17 protein-coding genes are annotated in these 18,195 nt (G+C 47.1%); 12 read left to right on the top strand and 5 right to left on the bottom strand.

From position 1 onward, the window contains the following. The first annotated feature begins 132 nt into the window (after positions 1-132). The 8 genes from ACJB0T_RS21100 to ACJB0T_RS21135 all read left to right on the top strand — a co-directional run bounded on the left by ACJB0T_RS21100 (position 133) and on the right by ACJB0T_RS21135 (position 9,208). Complete coding sequence (locus ACJB0T_RS21100) at positions 133-1,902, top strand: bifunctional glycosyltransferase family 4 protein/polysaccharide deacetylase (protein WP_479291877.1); 1,770 nt, start codon at positions 133-135, stop codon at positions 1,900-1,902. Continuing rightward, complete coding sequence (waaF, locus tag ACJB0T_RS21105) at positions 1,899-2,912, top strand: lipopolysaccharide heptosyltransferase II (RefSeq protein WP_479291878.1); 1,014 nt, start codon at positions 1,899-1,901, stop codon at positions 2,910-2,912. The genes ACJB0T_RS21100 and waaF overlap by 4 nt, the downstream gene beginning before the upstream one ends. A gap of 73 nt (positions 2,913-2,985) precedes the next feature. Continuing rightward, positions 2,986-3,831: a glycosyltransferase gene (locus ACJB0T_RS21110; RefSeq protein ID WP_479291880.1), complete on the top strand. Its 846-nt coding sequence runs from the start codon at positions 2,986-2,988 to the stop codon at positions 3,829-3,831. After that, complete coding sequence (locus ACJB0T_RS21115) at positions 3,828-4,808, top strand: glycosyltransferase family 2 protein (RefSeq protein ID WP_479291881.1); 981 nt, start codon at positions 3,828-3,830, stop codon at positions 4,806-4,808. Before ACJB0T_RS21110 ends, ACJB0T_RS21115 begins: the two co-directional genes overlap by 4 nt. Before the next feature lie 2 nt (positions 4,809-4,810). Then, positions 4,811-5,215, top strand: a complete 405-nt coding sequence (locus ACJB0T_RS21120; RefSeq protein ID WP_479291883.1) for a GtrA family protein — start codon at positions 4,811-4,813, stop codon at positions 5,213-5,215. Between the two features lie 20 nt (positions 5,216-5,235). Further along, positions 5,236-6,657: a 3-deoxy-D-manno-octulosonic acid transferase gene (locus tag ACJB0T_RS21125; RefSeq protein WP_479291885.1), complete on the top strand. Its 1,422-nt coding sequence runs from the start codon at positions 5,236-5,238 to the stop codon at positions 6,655-6,657. Continuing rightward, a complete protein-coding gene (gene waaA, locus ACJB0T_RS21130; RefSeq protein ID WP_479291887.1) occupies positions 6,654-7,931 on the top strand; it encodes a lipid IV(A) 3-deoxy-D-manno-octulosonic acid transferase in 1,278 nt (425 codons plus the stop codon). The genes ACJB0T_RS21125 and waaA overlap by 4 nt, the downstream gene beginning before the upstream one ends. Positions 7,932-7,960: 29 nt before the next feature. Next, positions 7,961-9,208, top strand: coding sequence for an O-antigen ligase family protein (locus tag ACJB0T_RS21135; protein WP_479291889.1), 1,248 nt, complete (start codon positions 7,961-7,963; stop codon positions 9,206-9,208). 3 nt (positions 9,209-9,211) lie between these two features. Here ACJB0T_RS21135 and ACJB0T_RS21140 read toward each other — a convergent pair whose 3' ends face one another. From ACJB0T_RS21140 to ACJB0T_RS21150, 3 genes are read right to left on the bottom strand one after another with little or no spacing between them, the layout of a single operon-like run. Beyond that, positions 9,212-9,877, bottom strand: coding sequence for an acyltransferase (locus ACJB0T_RS21140; RefSeq protein ID WP_479291890.1), 666 nt, complete (start codon positions 9,875-9,877; stop codon positions 9,212-9,214). Next, the gene (locus ACJB0T_RS21145) at positions 9,874-10,587 is read right to left on the bottom strand and encodes a 3-deoxy-D-manno-octulosonic acid kinase (RefSeq protein ID WP_479291893.1); all 714 of its coding nucleotides are present in this window, start codon (positions 10,585-10,587) and stop codon (positions 9,874-9,876) included. Before ACJB0T_RS21145 ends, ACJB0T_RS21140 begins: the two co-directional genes overlap by 4 nt. Positions 10,588-10,646: 59 nt before the next feature. Beyond that, positions 10,647-11,444 (bottom strand): glycosyltransferase, encoded by a 798-nt coding sequence (locus tag ACJB0T_RS21150; protein WP_479291895.1) that lies wholly within the window; start codon positions 11,442-11,444, stop codon positions 10,647-10,649. Between the two features lie 186 nt (positions 11,445-11,630). Here ACJB0T_RS21150 and ACJB0T_RS21155 point away from each other — a divergent pair, with 186 nt between their 5' ends. Together ACJB0T_RS21155 and ACJB0T_RS21160 are read left to right on the top strand one after the other, a co-directional pair. After that, positions 11,631-12,683, top strand: a complete 1,053-nt coding sequence (locus ACJB0T_RS21155; protein WP_479291896.1) for a glycosyltransferase family 9 protein — start codon at positions 11,631-11,633, stop codon at positions 12,681-12,683. A 525-nt stretch (positions 12,684-13,208) separates the two neighbouring features. Then, positions 13,209-13,994 (top strand): glycosyltransferase family 2 protein, encoded by a 786-nt coding sequence (locus tag ACJB0T_RS21160; RefSeq protein ID WP_479292338.1) that lies wholly within the window; start codon positions 13,209-13,211, stop codon positions 13,992-13,994. Here the strand turns inward: ACJB0T_RS21160 and ACJB0T_RS21165 are convergent. Continuing rightward, complete coding sequence (locus ACJB0T_RS21165) at positions 13,963-14,997, bottom strand: glycosyltransferase family 9 protein (RefSeq protein ID WP_479291898.1); 1,035 nt, start codon at positions 14,995-14,997, stop codon at positions 13,963-13,965. The genes ACJB0T_RS21160 and ACJB0T_RS21165 overlap by 32 nt on opposite strands. Before the next feature lie 123 nt (positions 14,998-15,120). On the opposite strand from ACJB0T_RS21165, the gene coaD reads away from it, so the two are divergent. Both coaD and ACJB0T_RS21175 read left to right on the top strand, forming a co-directional pair. Then, the gene (coaD, locus tag ACJB0T_RS21170; RefSeq protein WP_479291900.1) at positions 15,121-15,615 is read left to right on the top strand and encodes a pantetheine-phosphate adenylyltransferase; all 495 of its coding nucleotides are present in this window, start codon (positions 15,121-15,123) and stop codon (positions 15,613-15,615) included. Positions 15,616-15,795: 180 nt separating this feature from the next. Continuing rightward, positions 15,796-17,202: an ArnT family glycosyltransferase gene (locus ACJB0T_RS21175; protein WP_479292339.1), complete on the top strand. Its 1,407-nt coding sequence runs from the start codon at positions 15,796-15,798 to the stop codon at positions 17,200-17,202. 86 nt (positions 17,203-17,288) lie between these two features. Here the strand turns inward: ACJB0T_RS21175 and pyrE are convergent, their stop codons facing one another. Continuing rightward, the gene (gene pyrE / locus ACJB0T_RS21180) at positions 17,289-17,930 is read right to left on the bottom strand and encodes an orotate phosphoribosyltransferase (RefSeq protein ID WP_479291902.1); all 642 of its coding nucleotides are present in this window, start codon (positions 17,928-17,930) and stop codon (positions 17,289-17,291) included. Positions 17,931-18,195: the final 265 nt, after the last annotated feature.

The raw sequence follows: 18,195 nt of genomic DNA on the forward strand, positions 1-18,195 counted from the left end.
TTATTGTTGAGGGCGTCACTTGCTTTGGGAGATCCTCACTTTCGTGAGGATGACGTAAGAAATTGAGAATGACGTAAGAAAGTGAGAATGACGTAAGAAGGTGATTAAGCCACTATGAGAGATATATTTTAAATGAACATTCTTATGGCTCTGTCCCAGCTAGAAGTAACTGGGGCTGAGGTTTACGCTACTACGGTAGGTAATGAACTGACTGCTCGGGGCCATAACGTAATTTATGTCTCCGACACTTTGACCAAGCCACACAAAGGCGATTTTTTCTCACTGCGTTTCAATAAACGCAGTGTGCCGCGCCGTTTTTGGCACGTGGCCTATCTGATTTATCTCATCAAAAAGCACAATATTCAGCTGGTGCATGCTCATTCACGGGCATCGAGTTGGAGCTGCCATGTGGCTTGTAAAATCACGAATACGCCGATGGTGACCACTGTGCACGGTCGCCAACCTGTGCACGCCTCCCGTAAGAAGTTTCATGCTATGGGCGATAAAGCTCTGCCAGTGTGTGAAGCCATTCGTGAACAGCTCCATAACGACCTAGCCGTACCGTTAGAACAGATGGAAGTCAGTAGAAACGGAATTGAAACCGATAAGTTTCAATGGCTGGACGCACCCAAAAATACTAAACCCGTGGTCACGATCGTTGGCCGTTTAAGCGGTCCAAAAGGTGAACTGTGTTATCGTCTACTCGATGAGTGTTTAGATGCCGAAAGATACGATATTCGAGTCGTCACAGGTTCTAAGTTTGAGTCACGATTTGAGAAATTTTCATCAAGCGTCAACTTTATGGGCTACACCGATGATGTACCAGCCATGCTTGGTGAAGCCGATTTAGTGATTGGCGCTGGCCGAGTCGCTATGGAAGCGCTACTTTGTGGCAGACCAACACTGGCTATTGGTGAAGCGACTTGCATTGGCATTGTCGACGACAACAATGTTGATACTGCGATGGCGACGAATTTTGGTGATATTGGCCCTGTCGACCTCGATATCGACTTTACTCAAATTGCTGCCCTGGTTGAAAAAGGACTAAGCCGTTCACATTGCTCGCAAACCACCAGCGGTACAATTCGAGACAACTATAGCCTCTCTAACATCGTCAATGATATTGAGCGTATTTACCAAGATGTTTACGTCACGACACTCAAACGCGAGATGCCCGTGATTATGTACCATCGATTCATCAAAGATGACAGTGGCAAAGGTGTCCACGGTACCTATCTGCATATTGATATGTTCGATAAGCATATGGCGCTTCTTAAAAAGATGGGCTTTGAGACATTAACGTTCGAAGATTTACAAGATGGTCGTCTCATTCGCCGATTAGAGGCTAACCAGCGTTATATCATGCTCACTGTCGATGATGGTTATGTGGATAACCTTGAGCTGATGCTCCCTGTACTTAAAAAGTATGATTTTAAAGCTGTGGTGTATGTGGTGACAGGTGAGAGCTTTAACCGTTGGGATGTGGAAAATCCAGACAACCCTGAGAAATCCGTTCCGCTGATGAACGCTGAGCAAGTGAAACAGCTTGCCGAATCAGGACATATCGAGATTGGTGGTCACACCCTTACTCACCCTAAGCTTGATACTTTAACCGACGACGAGCAGCGTGTTGAGATTATAGAGAACAAGAAAGCACTTGAGGCGACGTTAGGTAAGTCGCTCACCTCGTTTGCTTATCCTTTTGGTGAACACAATCAAGCGTCTAAACAGATTGCCAAGGAAGCCGGTTATCAATATGCGGTGGCAACGAACTCAGGGCCATTGGCGTTTCATCAAGACCCTCATCAGATCCGCCGCATTGCCATATTCCCGAAAACCGATGTGTTTGGGCTATGGCGTAAAGTGCGTGGCAATTACCTATTTAGAAAAGTGAAATCATGAAGATCCTAGTCATAGGCCCCTCATGGGTCGGCGATATGGTTATGTCGCAAAGCCTCTATATTGAGCTCAAAACGCGCTACCCGGACGCAACCATTGATGTCCTTGCTCCTGCCTGGTGCGAGCCTATTCTTGCCAGAATGCCGCAAGTGAACCGCTCGATTGAAATGCCTATTGGACATGGTGCTTTTGATTTAAAAGGGCGTTGGCGAATTGGCAGACAGCTCAAGCAGCAAAAGTATACACATGCCTATGTACTACCTAACTCGGCAAAGTCTGCTTTAATACCACTGTTTGCTGGCATTCCCAATCGCATTGGCTGGAAAGGCGAAAGTCGTTACGGCCTGCTTACTGATTTACGTCCAAATAAACGTATTTTCCAATATTACGTGGAACGATTTGTCGCGTTAGCGAGTCAAAAAGACGCTATGTTGGATGAAGTGCGACTGGACACTTGCCCAAGACCTAAGCTATCTGTTGATACGCAGGTTCAAAAACAAACGTTAACTAAGTTCTCGCTAACCAACGACAGAGTGGCGATTGGCATGTGTCCGGGTGCTGAGTTTGGTCCAGCTAAACGCTGGCCAGATGCGCACTACGCCAAAGTAGCACAACATGTGATAGATAATGGTAAGCAAGTTTGGCTGTTTGGCTCGGCAAAAGATCGCGAAGTCACTGAAAAAATTCGCAATGCTCTGACGCCAGAGGCACAGCAGCATTGTTATAACGTGGCAGGCAACACCTCGCTTATTGAAGCGGTGGATTTATTGGCTGCTTGCGACACCGTGATCAGTAATGATTCGGGGCTCATGCATGTCTCTGCGGCGGTTGGCTGTAATATTGTCGCGATTTATGGCTCGAGTTCACCAGACTACACGCCACCTCTCGGTGAGAATGTACAGATTGTAAATACTGATATAGAGTGTCGGCCGTGCTTTAAGCGTGAGTGCCCTTTAGGGCATATGAATTGCTTAAAACAACTCGAACCCGATATGGTTATCGCTAAATTATAAGACCATTTGCTCTTGAGGCTAAATCAAAGCCATAGAGCAGCCAGTTTTCAAGAATCAGGATTATTAAGCGGTTATGTCTGCTAAGCATTACGACAACACGGACACCAGTGCGACCATTGAAGTCATCATGGCCGCCTACAATAATGTGCGAGATATGCGATTGGTGTTCGAGGGATATTTACGTCAAACCGATACTGACTTTTCTCTTTGTGTCACTGATGATGGTTCAGGACCAGAAGTTAAAGCCCTAGTCGATGTCTATCGTGCCCTGGGGTTGAATATTCGCCACCTTTGGCAACAAGACAAAGGCTATCGGCGAGCGCTGGCGTTAAACAAAGCAATTGTCAGTTCACAATGTGATTTTATTATCATGACGGACAACGATTGCATCCCTTCGCAGCACTTTATCGAGGATTACCGACAAAGGCTGCGTAGCGACACGATGTTATTTGGTCGTAGAGTCGACTTGTATCAAGGTGCTAGTCAGTTAATCCGTGAACATAACGTCGCCTTGAAGCAAACCGAGTCTGTTTTTTGGCTGTTAAGCCAAGCACTAAAAAAAGGCTTAAAGCGACCTGAAATGGCGATTCGCTTTCCTGAGCCTATCCTTAGATATTGGAATCGAAAGCCACGAGGTGCTATTGGTGCTAACCTAGCCGTTCCACGTCACGCTCTGCTTGAAGTAAATGGCTTTGATGCTGATTATGAAGGTTATGGCATGGAAGAAACCGACCTTGTATGGCGCTTAGAAAAATGGGGGCTTACTCCCCAAACTGTTCTTGGGCGCTGCGCATTATTTCATCTGTACCATAAAGAGAAACAACAAGGCTCTGAAGCCATGCAAATGTTCGAGCAAAAGAAAAAGCGAAATTTAACGCGCTGCCTTAACGGCATTGATCAAATTAGAGAAATCGAATGACAGAACATAAACCGACCATTTCCATCATCTGCCCATGCTATAACGAAGAGCAAGTGGTAGGCTTGTTTATGGAGCGTATCACTACGGTTTTACAGCAAACCGAGTATGACTACGAAGTAATTCTGATCAACGATGGCAGTAAAGACAATACACTATCGGTGATCAAGCAGCTACAGCAGCAGGATGCCCATATCCGTGTCGTCAATTTATCAAGAAACTTTGGCAAAGAAGCAGCACTGACCGCTGGTATCGATCTTGCCCGTGGCGAAGTGCTGATCCCAATTGATGCTGACCTACAAGATCCACCTGAGCTTATTCACGACTTCCTCGAAAAGTGGCGTGAGGGTTATGACGTGGTTGTGGCAAAACGTGCCGATCGCAGCACCGACTCGTGGGCGAAAAAATTCTCTGCCGAGATGTTTTATAAATTTCACAACGCCGTTGCTCAGGTCGATATCCCTGAAAACGTCGGGGACTTTCGCTTAATCAATCGCCGCGTAGTCAATGCCATTCAACTGCTGCCTGAAAACCAGCGTTTTATGAAAGGCATTTTCTCTTGGGTGGGGTTTAAAACCGCGGTGGTCGAGTACAAGCGTGAAGCACGTGAAGCGGGTGAAACCAGCTTTAACGGCTGGAAGTTGTGGAACTTTGCTCTTGATGGGATTACCAGTTTTAGTACTGCACCACTTCGTATCTGGCTTTATATCGGCTCGTTTATCTCTGCCCTCGCTTTTATTTATGGCAGCTTCACCGTTGTAAAAACCCTAATCTACGGTATTGATGCTCCTGGTTATGCCTCGACCATCACCATCATGCTATTCCTTGGTGGTGTGCAGTTAATTGGCATCGGCGTTATGGGGGAGTATATTGGGCGTCTGTATATGGAATCCAAACGCAGACCAACCTATATCATTGAAGAAGATAGCATTAGCACTCCTTCTAACGTCAAGTCACAAGACGATAACTCGAGCCAGTAACGATGCGAGCGCTGCTTGACCGACTGCTTCAGTATCGCCTAGTCCGTTTCGCCCTCACGGGCGGAATGGCGACCGCGATTCACATTGCTGTTGCCTTTAGCTTTATTCACCTAGTCAAAGACAATGTGCTGTACGCCAATATTGTTGGCTTCTCAATCGCGTTTGTCTTTTCTTATTTTGCGCAAACGGTGCTGGTGTTCAGGCACAAGGTTAACTTGCACAATGCGCTGCGCTTTTTTATGGTGCAGTTTGGCGCTTTAATGATTTCACAGGCGATAAGCGAGCTGTTCTCTGACTGGAATAGCTATATACGTGTGCTGATGGTTGTCGTTATATTACCTGTCATCACCTATCTTATTCACAAAGTGTGGACCTATTCCGGCTCCTCAGAGTCCACACCTCGTTAACCGCTCTAAAGAGTCTGATAATGAACCAACACTCCATCGCAGAACGACATTTTCACTGGCTGTACACGTTAGGCTTTGCTGTAGGCTTAGTATTTACTTTTCTCTACGCTCAAAACCAAATCCTAACCGGGGATCAGACGCAGATGCTCTACAAAGGGTATTTAGGCGCCTACCAAGATACCTGGTTGAGCTATGGTAATGCCGCCAGCGCGGTGGGCAATGTCCCTGGTTCTTTATCCACTTGGCTTATCGGAATGCCACTGCTCGTGTGGGATTCACCTTGGTCGCCAATGGTGCTGCTAGTATTGCTGCGCATCGTCTCGCTAGTGTTACTCGATAATGTCATTAAGACCATGATGCCTGAAAAAAATAGTGCTTTGATGCGCTTACTGTTTCTCGCACTCTATTGGTTAAACCCTTGGTTCTTGTACGACAGTTTGTTATATAACCCATCGTATTTGTGCTTATTCGCCGCCATGCACCTTTGGTCCGCCTCCAAAATGCGCCTCAATAAATCTTTCGGCTATACCTTTGTTCATGTCCTGTCGATTGGGTTGGCAATGCAGCTTCATTACTCGTGGCCTATTTTAGCGGTGATTTCGGTGTACCTGTTCTATCGCCAAATGGGGCACGTCTCTTGGCTTGGGGCGATAGCGGCGGTAGCAACGTTATTGCTTTCTTTGATCCCATACTTTCAAGAGTATGCGGTCAATGAGAATTTAACTCGCGAAAGTGACCGCTATATCGGATACGGCTTGGTGCATGTTTATCCGGTTTTAAAAGCGCTACTTTATTGGCTACGATATGGCTCAATGCTGTTCTCTAATAAGATCATTGCCTATGGAGAGTTTGATTGGTTAACACACATTGAGTGGCTAAAGTTCACCACGCTCGCGCTGTGGAAAACACTGGTATTTGTGGTAGGTGCAGTAACGGTTGTCGTGTCCGCAAGACTAAACTGGTTATGGTGGAAGCGTATAAAACCGCTTTGCCTGCGCGGTCGTGGCAACGTAGATGGGCAACAATGGGTCGAACTGTACGCATTTGGTGCGGTTGTCGGTGTTCTGATTAGTGCCGCTTTATCGCCAATTACCTTTTCTTACTGGCATCTAATTATGGTGTATCCATTTGCGATATTACCAATCCTTATCGGTATTCACGCCATTTTGGTTTCAAAGGAGTCCGCAACTCGCGGCTCTACTCCGTCTCGATTCAACCAACTTATACAGCGCTATCGTTTTACCTCGTTTATCGCCACTTGGTTTACTGTCGGTGAAAAGCGCTTACTGCTCATAAAACTGGCGTTTGGCTACTTGTTGGCTCTTAACCTGCTTGCTTCACACGATAGTATTAAATACTCCTACAAGGCCGATTATGTGCAGCAAACCGAGCAGTATTTACAACAGCACTCACTCATTAGCCCAAATGTGAAGCCGCAATGATCGCTCGCTTTGTTTATAGTTTGCTACTTGCTATCGTTGCGCCCATTTTCCTATATGGCTTATTCAAAGCCAAACAGGGAAAGCCGAGTATCGGCGCTCGTTGGCGTGAACATTTTGGCTTTACCCCAAAGCTTACACCCAATGACAAGCCTGTTGTGTGGTTTCATGCGGTCTCTGTAGGGGAAACACTGGCAGTGACACCGCTTATTAAGCAGTTTGCAGTTGAAAACCCAGACACAGACATCCTGATCACCACAACCACACCAACCGGTGCCGAGCAAGCCGCCAAGCTGAGCCATATTGCCCAGCACCGATACATGCCACTGGATTTTGGCTTTGCGGTTAAGCGCTTCTTGAGTGTGATTAACCCATCTCAAATGATCATTGTAGAAACAGAATTGTGGCCAAACACCTTGTATTGGGTGAACAAAGCTGGCGTGCCAATCACTGTGATTAACGCTCGCTTATCTGAGCGTTCATGTCGCCGCTATCAAAAAGTGCAACCGCTGTTTGATGTTATTGCGCCAACTATTTCTACTCTGTGTTGCCAGTTTGACGACGATGCGCGCCGCTTTGAGCGTTTGGGTATCAACACTAAGCGCATTCAAGTTACTGGTTCAGTTAAGTTCGACATTCAGGTGACTGAGCAGCAAATAGAACAAGGCCGCGCACTACGAGCGAAACTTGGTCAAGACCGTCCGGTTTGGATCGCCGCCAGTACGCACCAAGGAGAAGATGAGCAGCTATTAGCGGTTCACAAGCAGCTCCTAAGCACTCACCCAGCGTTACTACTCGTTATTGTACCTAGACACCCAGAGCGCTTTAACGATGTGGCTAAACTTTGCAAATCTCAAGGCTTTGTTAGCGCGAAGCGCTCTAAACTAACATCGGCACTTCCAAGCGAAACATCCGTCGTCGTTGGCGATACCATGGGAGAAATGATGAGCTACCTTGCTGCAAGCGATGTTTGCTTTATGGGCGGGAGCTTACTCGGCAATAAAGTGGGTGGACACAATTTGCTTGAACCCGCCGCTCTCGGTATTCCCTCACTAACCGGTCCAAGCTACTTCAACTTTGTTGATATTACCGAGCAGTTGGTAAACAACAGAGGGACGATAGTTTGTGAGAGTAGTGAGCAAATTGCCAGTGCCGTATCTAAGCTTATTGCGGAGCCCCCATTGGCTATGGCCATGGGGGACGCTAACAAACACATTGTTAGTCAAAATCAAGGGGCTTTGCGACGCACATTAGACCGCCTCGCTGCATCCCGTTAACTTACTGAATAACTCGACGTAGAATCACTATGACTACCCATCACTCTATCGCCCCTAATTGGCTCAACAAACTCAGTGCCGCGTTAGTCGCACTGTTTTTTGCGACTTACTTTAACGGTGGCTATAACATAGCCTCGGCTTTATTGGTCTTAGTGACGATGATTGTTTTGGTTTACCAGCGCAAAGACACGACCTGCTCTGCTTTTAACGAAATGCAGCTTCTGAATTGGACGTTTGCCTTATTTGGCCTTCACTTGTTTATTATTGCGTTAAGTGCCTACTTAGACCTCGATACGCGAAGTGTCGGGCGATCCATTGAATACCCAGCTAAAGCACTCTTGTTATGTATTGTCAGCTATTTGGTGATCTTCACTCGAGTCTCTACGGCTTCGCTGTGCTACGGTCTAATTGCTGGGGGATTGTTAGGCGCGCTGATTTCAGGCTATGACGTCTATATTAAGGAGTGGCGGGGCTTTGGTGCACTAATGCCAATTCAAAAGGGTAATGCCGCTATTTTATTTTCCACACTGCTGTTTACCCTTTCACTTTATTGGCACAAGTCTAATCAAAAGCTCGCCTGGCTTTGCTTAGTAGGCGCCAATTTGGCGCTTGCCGCCAGTGTCATGTCGCTGACACGAGGAGGGTGGGTCTTAGCTCCCATTACCTACTTAATTGCTGCTGTCGTCTTTTTTAAACGAACAGCACGTAGCTATTCCGTGATTGCACTGCTTTCATTAATTGCAACTGTCGCATTAGTCGTAGCGACTTCACCTGTCGGCATTGGAAATCACGTCGCAGTCATCACAGATCAAGCTCAATCTGAGCAAGGTTCGGTCGGCGTGCGCGTTGAAATGTGGAAGTTTGCTTGGCAGCTATTTTCAGAGAAGCCGTTGCTTGGTTGGGGAGAGCATGCGCTTCAACCTCGCCTTGATCTTGCGCTCGCCAATGGAGAGCTTTCCGAGTATGCACGAACATTCAACGGTAACGCTCACAGCGCCTACTTCAACGCACTGTCGCAACGAGGAATAATAGGTTTTATTGGATTATTGGGCTTTCTTGCCGTTCCTGGCATTCTCTATTTAGTGAGCCTAGTTCGAGCGAAAAACGAAGAGGTTAAACTGTGGGCAACACTTGGTGGGTTACACATTCTTTCTACGGCGGGGTTCTGTGTCTCTCAAGACCACTTTCTGCACAACGAAGGCGTGGTACTTTATGCAACCACCAACGCCATTTTACTTGGCTTTCTGATCCGAGCGAAAAACGCAGAGACAAGTTAAGCCCTAGTGGACAAATCGTTTCCCTGCCATTGAGCCAATCACTTTGGCAGGGTTGCCACCGATAATAGCGTCTTTGGCAAACACGCCACTCACTAACGCAGCTGCCGACACAATCGAGTTATCATCAACCACACTGCCTTTAAGAATGGTCGAGCGCGCACATATCCATACATCTGAGCCTATAGTGACTTCTTTATCCGGGTTGATGCTCACGCCACCTTCTCGCTCAACCGCGTGCATGTCGGTATCCATAAACAAGGTTTGCCAAGAGATTAAGGCTCTGTCACCAAAGTTCATCGCTTTTTGGCACACTAACGTGGTTTCACCCGAAAAGTTGACGCCATCACCAATGGTTAACTCACCGGAGATATGAAGGCGACTGCCTGTTCCTATTTTGTTGCCACGACCGAAGTTGACGGTTCCATCCTTTTTGAGTGACCAGATAAATCGTGAGTATTTTCCGTCAGCGATTTGTACTTCTCCAAAGCCCAGCTTGATTTTCCCAAGCTTAACATCTTTCGGTACCGTCACACTGCCGCGAAAATCTCTGAAGTAGGTACGATGAGACACTAACACCGGGAAGCGCAGTGCGGTTGCTAATGGGAAATAATGAAAGTTAAACCAAAGTGTTTTAGGAATACACCTTAAATAAAAGTAGAGTTTTCTCATCTCTTCCCTTGTTTGTAGCCCGCTAATAAGGTTTCAAATTCGTTAGGTTGCCAATGGATATGATAACGTCCTAGCTCTTTTTCAAAAGATCGCTTTAGGCGATTTAGGTTGTCTTGCTTCCACCCTTCTCCAGGCTGCTCGGAACACTTATCAAAGTCAATAATCCACACTTTCTGTTGATCATCAATCAACACGTTGTGGATATTGAGGTCGGTATGATTTACCCCTATATCGTGCATCGCTCGGATTTCAGCACCGATTCGATGGTACGCCTGTTTATCTAGCGTACCACCTTGAAGAATCGCGACCAAATCTTGAGCATTGGCAATCTTTTCGCTTAAAAGGTCTGCGCGGTAGTAGAGCCCAGAGCGCACTGCCAGTGCTGCCAATGGGCGAGGCACGTTGACATTCGCGTCAACAAGCTTGCTAAGAAGAGTAAATTCTTGAAAGCTGCGGGTATTATTCCAACCATTGAACCAGTACTGATCGCGCACCAGTTTGCCAAACAACCCACCTCGACGATAATGGCGCAGCGCCGCGGGAAAACGTTCAGTTTCCACAAACCAAGTGGTACCACGCCCCTCGGCGCTACCGAGCACTTTACTCTGTGTCTTCCAAAAGTCAGGACTGAAAATGAGCTCATCTGGATTGGAAATGTAGTCGCTGTCATACCAAATCATAGTATTAGGACGGGGGGATGTTTGCTGCACATTTTCTCCAGGTTCTATCTGTTGTTTGGCCATTAATCGGTCACTCGGCAATTAATGCCTTAATCTAACCACTTATTCATACCGTTAGCACAATAAGCGGTGTTGGTGTTGCGTTTCTGCTGCTTTAGTTGTGTCAGTTCCTCATCGCCATCATCAGCCTCTCTTATTGGATGATCAAGATGATAGATAACGGCTCGCCCTAGCTCACTAACAGGCTTCACTCCAACTAAAGATAGGCGGTGATAGAGGTCAATATCCTCTCCTCCCCACCCTAAAAAGTCCTCATCAAACCCATTGACCAACAATAAATCTTGGCGGTCTACAGCGAAATTTGCACCATATGGCCAAACAGATTTTACTTTTCTGAGCAATGGCAACAAAAAGGCTGGATAACGAAGCGCTTGTTCAATTTTCGATAGCTGCTTGCGTATTGAAAGCCAAAACAGCAAGGCGGTATTGTTAAGCTCAGAGATAGATGCTTCACCGCTTTTTAGCGCGGCTGTAATGTCCGCGCCTAAATACACTCTAGGGCCTGTAACCATACTCTTAGGGCGCGCGACCGCTTTATGGTCTGCAACAAACAGCGGGTTGGGAATACAATCACTGTCAGTAAATATGACTCTTTCCGCGCTGGAGGTCGCCACCGCCTTATTTAGAATCACGGTACGACGAAAACCGAGGTCTTCATGCCAGATATGACGAATTCGCAGCCCTTGCTGTTGAAATTTCTCAACCAGCTGTTTTACCTCTGGTCCAGAACCATCATCCGCAATACAGACATCAAAGTCTGGGTCTACTTGATTGAGGTAGCCTGATAACGTTAACGCTAACACATCGGCGTCGTTATACGCTGACATAATCACTTCAAACCGCATGGCAATAGAGCATTATCCTTTAGAATCACTTTTCAAAGAGTGACAGAGTTTAACAATTTGTAAAGTCTATCGTTTGGGAGCGCAGATACTAGCATTTAGGCGAAATTTTACATTCTATTTTCTTCACTGCATAATCGTTGCCAATCAATCACTGAATGCACTGGTACTATGGCACTGTTTACCTCTCCACCTCAATCGATTTGCATTCTTCGCCTCTCTGCTATTGGTGATGTGTGTAACACCATCGCTGCAGTACAAGCAATCCAAGCGCACTGGCCAAATACGCAAGTTACCTGGATTACCGGTTCACTCGAAGCTAAGCTGCTTGAGAGCATTCAAGGCATCAATATCGTCGTGTTTGACAAAAAAGCGGGTTGGCGTGGCTATCGCGATTTGTGGCGCCAACTTCGTGGTCAACAATTTGATGCGCTGCTCCATATGCAGTACGCACTGCGCGCTAGCATTGCCACCTTGGGCATTAAAGCTAAATACAAGCTCGGTTTTGATGCAGATAGAGCTCAGGATTTTCAGCAGCTCTTCACTAATGTGAAGGTACCTTCACCGCAAAAAATGCACGTATTGGATGGCTTACTCGCCTTCAATACCACCCTTGGTATCCCTGATTCAGCGCCGGCTTGGCAGCTAAACTATGAGCAGCAACATGCTGACTGGGCGACGCAACTTCTAGTGGGACAGCGAAATCTCGTCATTGTTCCTGCCGCCAGCAAAGGCTATAAAAACTGGACGGCAGCTGGTTATGTTGCTGTGATTAACCATGCGGTTGAGAAAGGATGGAAGGTCGTCTTAGCAGGCAGCCCAGCAAAGATTGAGGTAGAGCTTGGTGCGCAGATTGAAGCTTTGTGCTCTTACAGCATCACAAATGTCATTGGTCAAAGTAGCTTGATGCAGATGCTGGCTCTGCTGGATAAGGCCGATCTTGTGATTGCTCCGGATACCGGCCCCACACACATGGCCAATGCGATGAGTACGCCTGTTATTGGGTTATATGCGCACCATAATCCCGAGCGTACGGGTCCGTATCGTTATCTAGATTATGTAGTATCAGCGTATGAAGACGCGATCGTTGCGGAAACCGGCAAAGCCAGTAGCGAGCTTGAATGGCGTGCACGGGTTAAAGATAAACATGCTATGCAGCGTATTAAAGCTGAAAGCGTGGTTGCGATGTTTGACCATGTGGTGAAATCAGAAGCGCTTTGTTAGTGCTCTGCATTCAATCTCTTACACTCGTCACCCTATGTAGTACATTCGTCATCCCCTTGAAAAATGGGGTCTCATACAACGCGCTGTGAAGTTGAATGCGCTTTTGGTCTTACGTTATTGCTGAAGACGTCACTCGCTTTGGGAGATCCTCACTTTCGTGAGGATGACGAAGAGAAGTGAGGATGGCGTAAGAAAGTGATGATGGCGTAAGAAAGTGAGAATGGCGCAAGAAAGTGAGAATGGCGCAAGAAAGTGAGAATGGCGTAAGAAAGTGAGAATGGCGCAAGAAAGTGAGAATGGCGCAAGAAAGTGAGAATGGCGAACATAGCGTCATCCCCTTGAAAAAGGGGATCTCATGCAACGCGCTGTGAAGTTAAATGCGCTTTGGGTTCTTACGTTATTGTTGAAGACGTCACTCGCTTTGGGAGATCCTCACTTTCGTGAGGATGGCGAAAAGAAGTGAGGATGGCGCAAGAAAGTGAGGATGACGAGAAGAATGGCGAGACAATCAATCAACCAAGGATCATAACAGTGACCAAACCAACACTTGCTGTCGCGCTGATAGTAAAAAACGAATCAAAACATCTACGCGCTTGCCTAGAGACAGTGCAAGGCTGGGTGGATGAAATGGTTATCTTAGACTCCGGCAGCAACGATGATACAAAGGCTATTGCTGAAGAGATGGGCGCGAAGTTCTATACCAACAGTGATTGGCCTGGATTTGGCCGTCAGAGACAGATTGCACAGAGCCATGTCCAATCCGACTTTGTTTTTTGGCTCGATGCCGATGAGCGCGTCACTCCAGAGCTCAAAGTTAGCATTTTGGAAGCGGTCAGTAAAAACGCTCCCACCACTATTTATCAGTTTGCCCGACTAAGCTGGGTATTTGGTCGCTTCATCAAACACTGTGGCTGGTATCCAGACAAAGTATTGCGCCTCTACCCGACTAAGCTCACGCAATACAATGACTCCTTAGTGCACGAAAAAGTCGAGACCGACAAGTCAATGACGATTGAAACCCTGCAAGGCGATCTTATCCATTACACCTATGACGACATTCACCACTACTTGGTGAAGTCTGCAGGTTATGCCAAGGCGTGGGCTGAACAAAGAGAGAAGCGTGGCAAGAAATCGAGCATTTCACAGGGTATTTTGCATGCTGTTGCCTGCTTTGTGAAAATGTACATCGTCAAAGCTGGATTCTTAGATGGTAAACAAGGCTTACTGCTATGTTTGCTATCAGCGCACTCCACATTCGTGAAATACGCCGATCTCTGGGTTAGGACAAGTACTGAGCCGCCCAAAGGTTGAGTTCTTGCGTCACTTTAGCAATATCGATGCGAGTCATGTTCTCTTGACTCGCTTTGTCCTCGGCTTGAGGCGGTGCAAACGCCAAATGACGTCCATCTGAATTCAGGGGTTTCCAACGTAGTGGCGTTGCAGATCGTTTCGCTGGGAAAAAGCCAACCGTAGGCACATCAAGTGCCGCGGCGATATGCAGAGGCCCTGTTGAGCCGGCGATAAACAGACTGGCGCAGGCAAGCGAGCAGGAGAAATCGACCAGCCCATCATTTTTGTCATACACCACACTCTCTATCTGCTTTTCTGCTAACAGATTCTGTAGCTCTCTCGCCTTCTCTTCTTCGCCAGGACCGGCAGTCAGTACCACATTGAAATTGCTATCGATTCCAGCAACCAGGTCAGAATACTGCTCAAGAGTCAGGTTATTGGCTGAACCACCGCTTCCGGCATGCACATAAACCCAAGGCAGCGCTTTGTTTAGGCCAAGCCCACTCGCTAACTTCTCTTTTTGCTTCGCTAGCGCATCAAGGGAGAAAGAGAAATACGGTGCACGCGGCTCCACAATATCTATTGACTGGTCGGTGAGAAATGCACGAACAAGATCGAGGTTATACTCGTATTCTGGCTTGGCGCTTTGTGAGCGTTTTTGCTTGATGCGTCGATTATAGAAAAGCTGAGCAAACTTGGTCGCAGGCGCCAAACGGTACGGGATCTTCGCCTTCCACACTAACAGAGCGTTGTAAGTGGTTGAGAACAGGTTGATGGATGCATCAAACTTCGCGCCCTTTAGTGTTTGAACCAGATGCTTTTGCGTGTGCTTGTCGGCGTTTTTACCGCAATCTACAATCACCTCATCAATCCACGGACAGGCTTTTGCCAGCGCCACGGTATAGCTAGGAACCAAGGCAGTGACTCGACAATCCGGCATCGATGCTTTAAGCATCGCGAAGCTTGGCCATGCCAACATAAAATCGCCTATCTTGTCGTTACGAACGACCAGTATGTTTTTCATTTTTGCTCTCTTATCACCTAGCTGTTTGAGGATAATAGCAATTCGTTGTGTTCTGGCAACCTCATTCCTAATAAACGCAGGAAAGTGCTACACTGACGCAAACTTTTAACAAGAGCCAATACCGTGACGAAAAGACGCCTCTCCCGTGTGATTTACCCTGGTACCTTTGATCCTATTACCAATGGTCATTTAGACCTGATTGAACGCGCATCGACCATGTTTGATGAAGTCATCATCGCTATTGCGGCGAGCCCAAGCAAGAACACCATGTTTACGCTCGATGAACGCGTGCAATTCACCCGCGAAGTCACCAAACACTTAGATAACGTTACGGCAAAAGGGTTTTCTGGCCTACTGGTTAACTTTGCCGAGGATGAAAAGGCCAATGTGCTGATCCGCGGCCTGCGCACGACGGTTGACTTCGAGTACGAATTTGGTCTAACGAACATGTACCGCAGACTGCTACCAGGATTGGAAAGTGTGTTCCTTACACCAGCAGAAGAACATGCATTTATCTCTTCCACTTTAGTGCGCGAAGTCGCCATTCATGGTGGTGACGTTAGCCAATTTGTACCACCACTGATTGAGCAAGCACTGCAAACCAAGAAGGTTGTATAAGGTCATCCGGTATACACAAATTAACAATAGTTTGATTGCGAATTTATTGACCTACACTTGAAGAATGTGTGAGACTTCGAACGTTTTTTTGTTCGGCAAGATGATATAGCATCGTCTTGCTCAGCATCGGCCTTACTATTTATCTCGGCCGCAGTCCCGCTTTTGGAGCATATGAAAATGATAAATAAACAGCGAACGCTGTGGTTCCTACTCATTGCCGCGTTGTTAATCCGTCTACTCTCGCTTGGATTCTATCCATTAATGGACACAACTGAATCACGCTATGGTGAGATGGCACGAATGATGGTGGAAACTGGTAACTGGCTAACACCATTGTTTGACTATGGCGTTCCGTTTTGGGGTAAACCACCACTGTTCACGTGGATGAGCGCCGCTAGTGTTGAGCTCTTTGGGTTGTCAGAATTTACCTTGCGCTTGCCGCACTGGCTTGCAGGCGTCATTGTGGTGGCTGGTGCTGCATGGTTTGCGAAGAAGAATGGCTACAACCCACTGGTTGCGGCTGTCGTTCTATCGACCACGCTGGTATTCTCAATCTCAGCGGGCGCTGTGATGACCGATATGGCGCTTACCTTAGGCCTTACACTTGCCATGATTGGTTTCTACCAATGTTGGCGCGGTGAGACGCTTTGGGGCTATGTGGGCTTTATTGGTCTTGCTATTGGCCTGCTCGCAAAAGGGCCCGTGGCGATTGTGCTATTTGGTTTGGCGGTATTCCCATGGATGGTCATTCAGCATGGGCTGATTGGCGCGTTTGTGGAGCTATGGCGCCGATTCCCGCTTATCAAGGGAACCTTGCTCATGCTAGCCATTGCGCTTCCTTGGTACATCATGGCAGAGCGTGCCACACCTGGATTTATCGATTACTTTATTGTGGGTGAGCATTACAAGCGCTTTGTTGAGCCTGGCTGGACTGGCGACCTTTATGGTTCAGGTCACGAAGAGCCGAAAGGTAAAATCTGGTTCTTCTGGTTATTGGCGGTGCTGCCTTGGTCACTCATTCTTCCGGTTCTCATGTTGGTACGCGCTAAGTTTGGCCTTGAGCAAGCAAAACAAAACCACGGTTTCACGAGCTTTGCGATCTGGTGGGCATTGTCACCGCTTATCTTGTTCACGGTTTCAAGCAATATTCTACCGACCTACGTACTACCAGGTACACCAGCGATTGGTTTGTTGATTGCTATTTTCTGGAAGAGCAAAGATACCATTTGGCTGACGATCGCTGCGCTGATTGTGCCAATAGCACTGATCGCAGCAACATACATGTTGTCGACGGGGAAAATTTCCGATAACAGTGATAAACATCTAATTGAAAGCTTAAACCCTGATGTGCGCGTGTTCTACAAATACCCACGCTCATACTCAGGTCAATATTACAGCTTTGGTCAGGCCAAAGTACTTCGCACCGACGATCAACTTGAAGGACTAGATCAATTCTATCTAATCACCTTCAAAGACAGAATGGCCTATGACTACCCAGATTATCAAGAGAAGTTTGATTGTAGTGACGTCGTCGCTGAAAGCCACAACCGCGGTGCTATTCTGTGTAAAGTGAAACCCCAGCAATAAATCACCAGCAGAAACGAAAAAGGCCTGATCACTCAGGCCTTTTTTCTATTCAAACGCAGCTTAAATACAGCTCATCAAGCGAACAATTAAATACCAAACTCCGCACGGTACGTTTTCACGGCTTCTAGATGCTCAGCGTTACCACCTTTCTCTTCTAGATAAGTGATAAGGTCTGTTAGGCTGACGATTGAAATCACTGCGCAGCCAAAGTCACGTTCCACTTCTTGAATTGCAGAAAGCTCACCTTTGCCTTTTTCTTGGCGGTCAATCGCGACCAATACGCCCGCTAAGTCAGCACCGTTGGCTTTGATGATTTCCATCGACTCACGAATCGCAGTTCCGGCTGTGATCACATCGTCCACCAGCATAATACGGCCTTCGAGTGCGCTGCCTACTAGGTTGCCACCTTCACCGTGGTCTTTCGCTTCCTTACGGTTAAAACAGTAAGGCGTGTCGATATCGTGGTGGTCAGCGAGTGCTACCGCCGTAGTCGTTGCGATTGGGATGCCTTTGTAAGCTGGGCCAAATAGTACATCGAACTCAATGCCTGAGTCCGCCAGTGCTGCTGCGTAGAAGCGACCTAGACGAGCAAGGTCACGACCTGTATTGAAAAGCCCAGCGTTGAAGAAGTAAGGGCTTTTACGACCAGATTTAAGGGTAAATTCGCCAAATTTTAGGACTTCTTTCTCTAATGCAAATTCAATAAATTCACGCTGGTATGCTTTCATTTTATCTCTCTCTTTAATTTCATTCACAATGTACGTCGCGTCACCCACGCAGTACACCCGTCATCCGACGTTGCTCCATCAATCAACGATTCCCCGTCATCCCCTTGAAAAGGAGATCTCCTGCGGCATGTGACTCGCATAATTTGAGCACAATACTCGCAGCCAAAGATCCTCACTTTCGTGAGGATGACGGTTTATTTCGGTTTTTAGTGTGTACTGCATTCAACACAGTACACTCGTCATCCCCTTGAAAAAGGGGATCTCA

The organism is Vibrio sp. CB1-5 (genome assembly GCF_059412285.1).

Coding starts and splice junctions, on each gene's coding strand:
- ACJB0T_RS21100 (WP_479291877.1), top strand. CDS start 133: ATGAACATTCTTATGGCTCTGTCCCAGCTAGAAGTAACTGGGGCTGAG.
- waaF (WP_479291878.1), top strand. CDS start 1,899: ATGAAGATCCTAGTCATAGGCCCCTCATGGGTCGGCGATATGGTTATG.
- ACJB0T_RS21110 (WP_479291880.1), top strand. CDS start 2,986: ATGTCTGCTAAGCATTACGACAACACGGACACCAGTGCGACCATTGAA.
- ACJB0T_RS21115 (WP_479291881.1), top strand. CDS start 3,828: ATGACAGAACATAAACCGACCATTTCCATCATCTGCCCATGCTATAAC.
- ACJB0T_RS21120 (WP_479291883.1), top strand. CDS start 4,811: ATGCGAGCGCTGCTTGACCGACTGCTTCAGTATCGCCTAGTCCGTTTC.
- ACJB0T_RS21125 (WP_479291885.1), top strand. CDS start 5,236: ATGAACCAACACTCCATCGCAGAACGACATTTTCACTGGCTGTACACG.
- waaA (WP_479291887.1), top strand. CDS start 6,654: ATGATCGCTCGCTTTGTTTATAGTTTGCTACTTGCTATCGTTGCGCCC.
- ACJB0T_RS21135 (WP_479291889.1), top strand. CDS start 7,961: ATGACTACCCATCACTCTATCGCCCCTAATTGGCTCAACAAACTCAGT.
- ACJB0T_RS21140 (WP_479291890.1), bottom strand. CDS start 9,877: ATGAGAAAACTCTACTTTTATTTAAGGTGTATTCCTAAAACACTTTGG.
- ACJB0T_RS21150 (WP_479291895.1), bottom strand. CDS start 11,444: ATGTCAGCGTATAACGACGCCGATGTGTTAGCGTTAACGTTATCAGGC.
- ACJB0T_RS21155 (WP_479291896.1), top strand. CDS start 11,631: ATGGCACTGTTTACCTCTCCACCTCAATCGATTTGCATTCTTCGCCTC.
- ACJB0T_RS21165 (WP_479291898.1), bottom strand. CDS start 14,997: ATGAAAAACATACTGGTCGTTCGTAACGACAAGATAGGCGATTTTATG.
- pyrE (WP_479291902.1), bottom strand. CDS start 17,930: ATGAAAGCATACCAGCGTGAATTTATTGAATTTGCATTAGAGAAAGAA.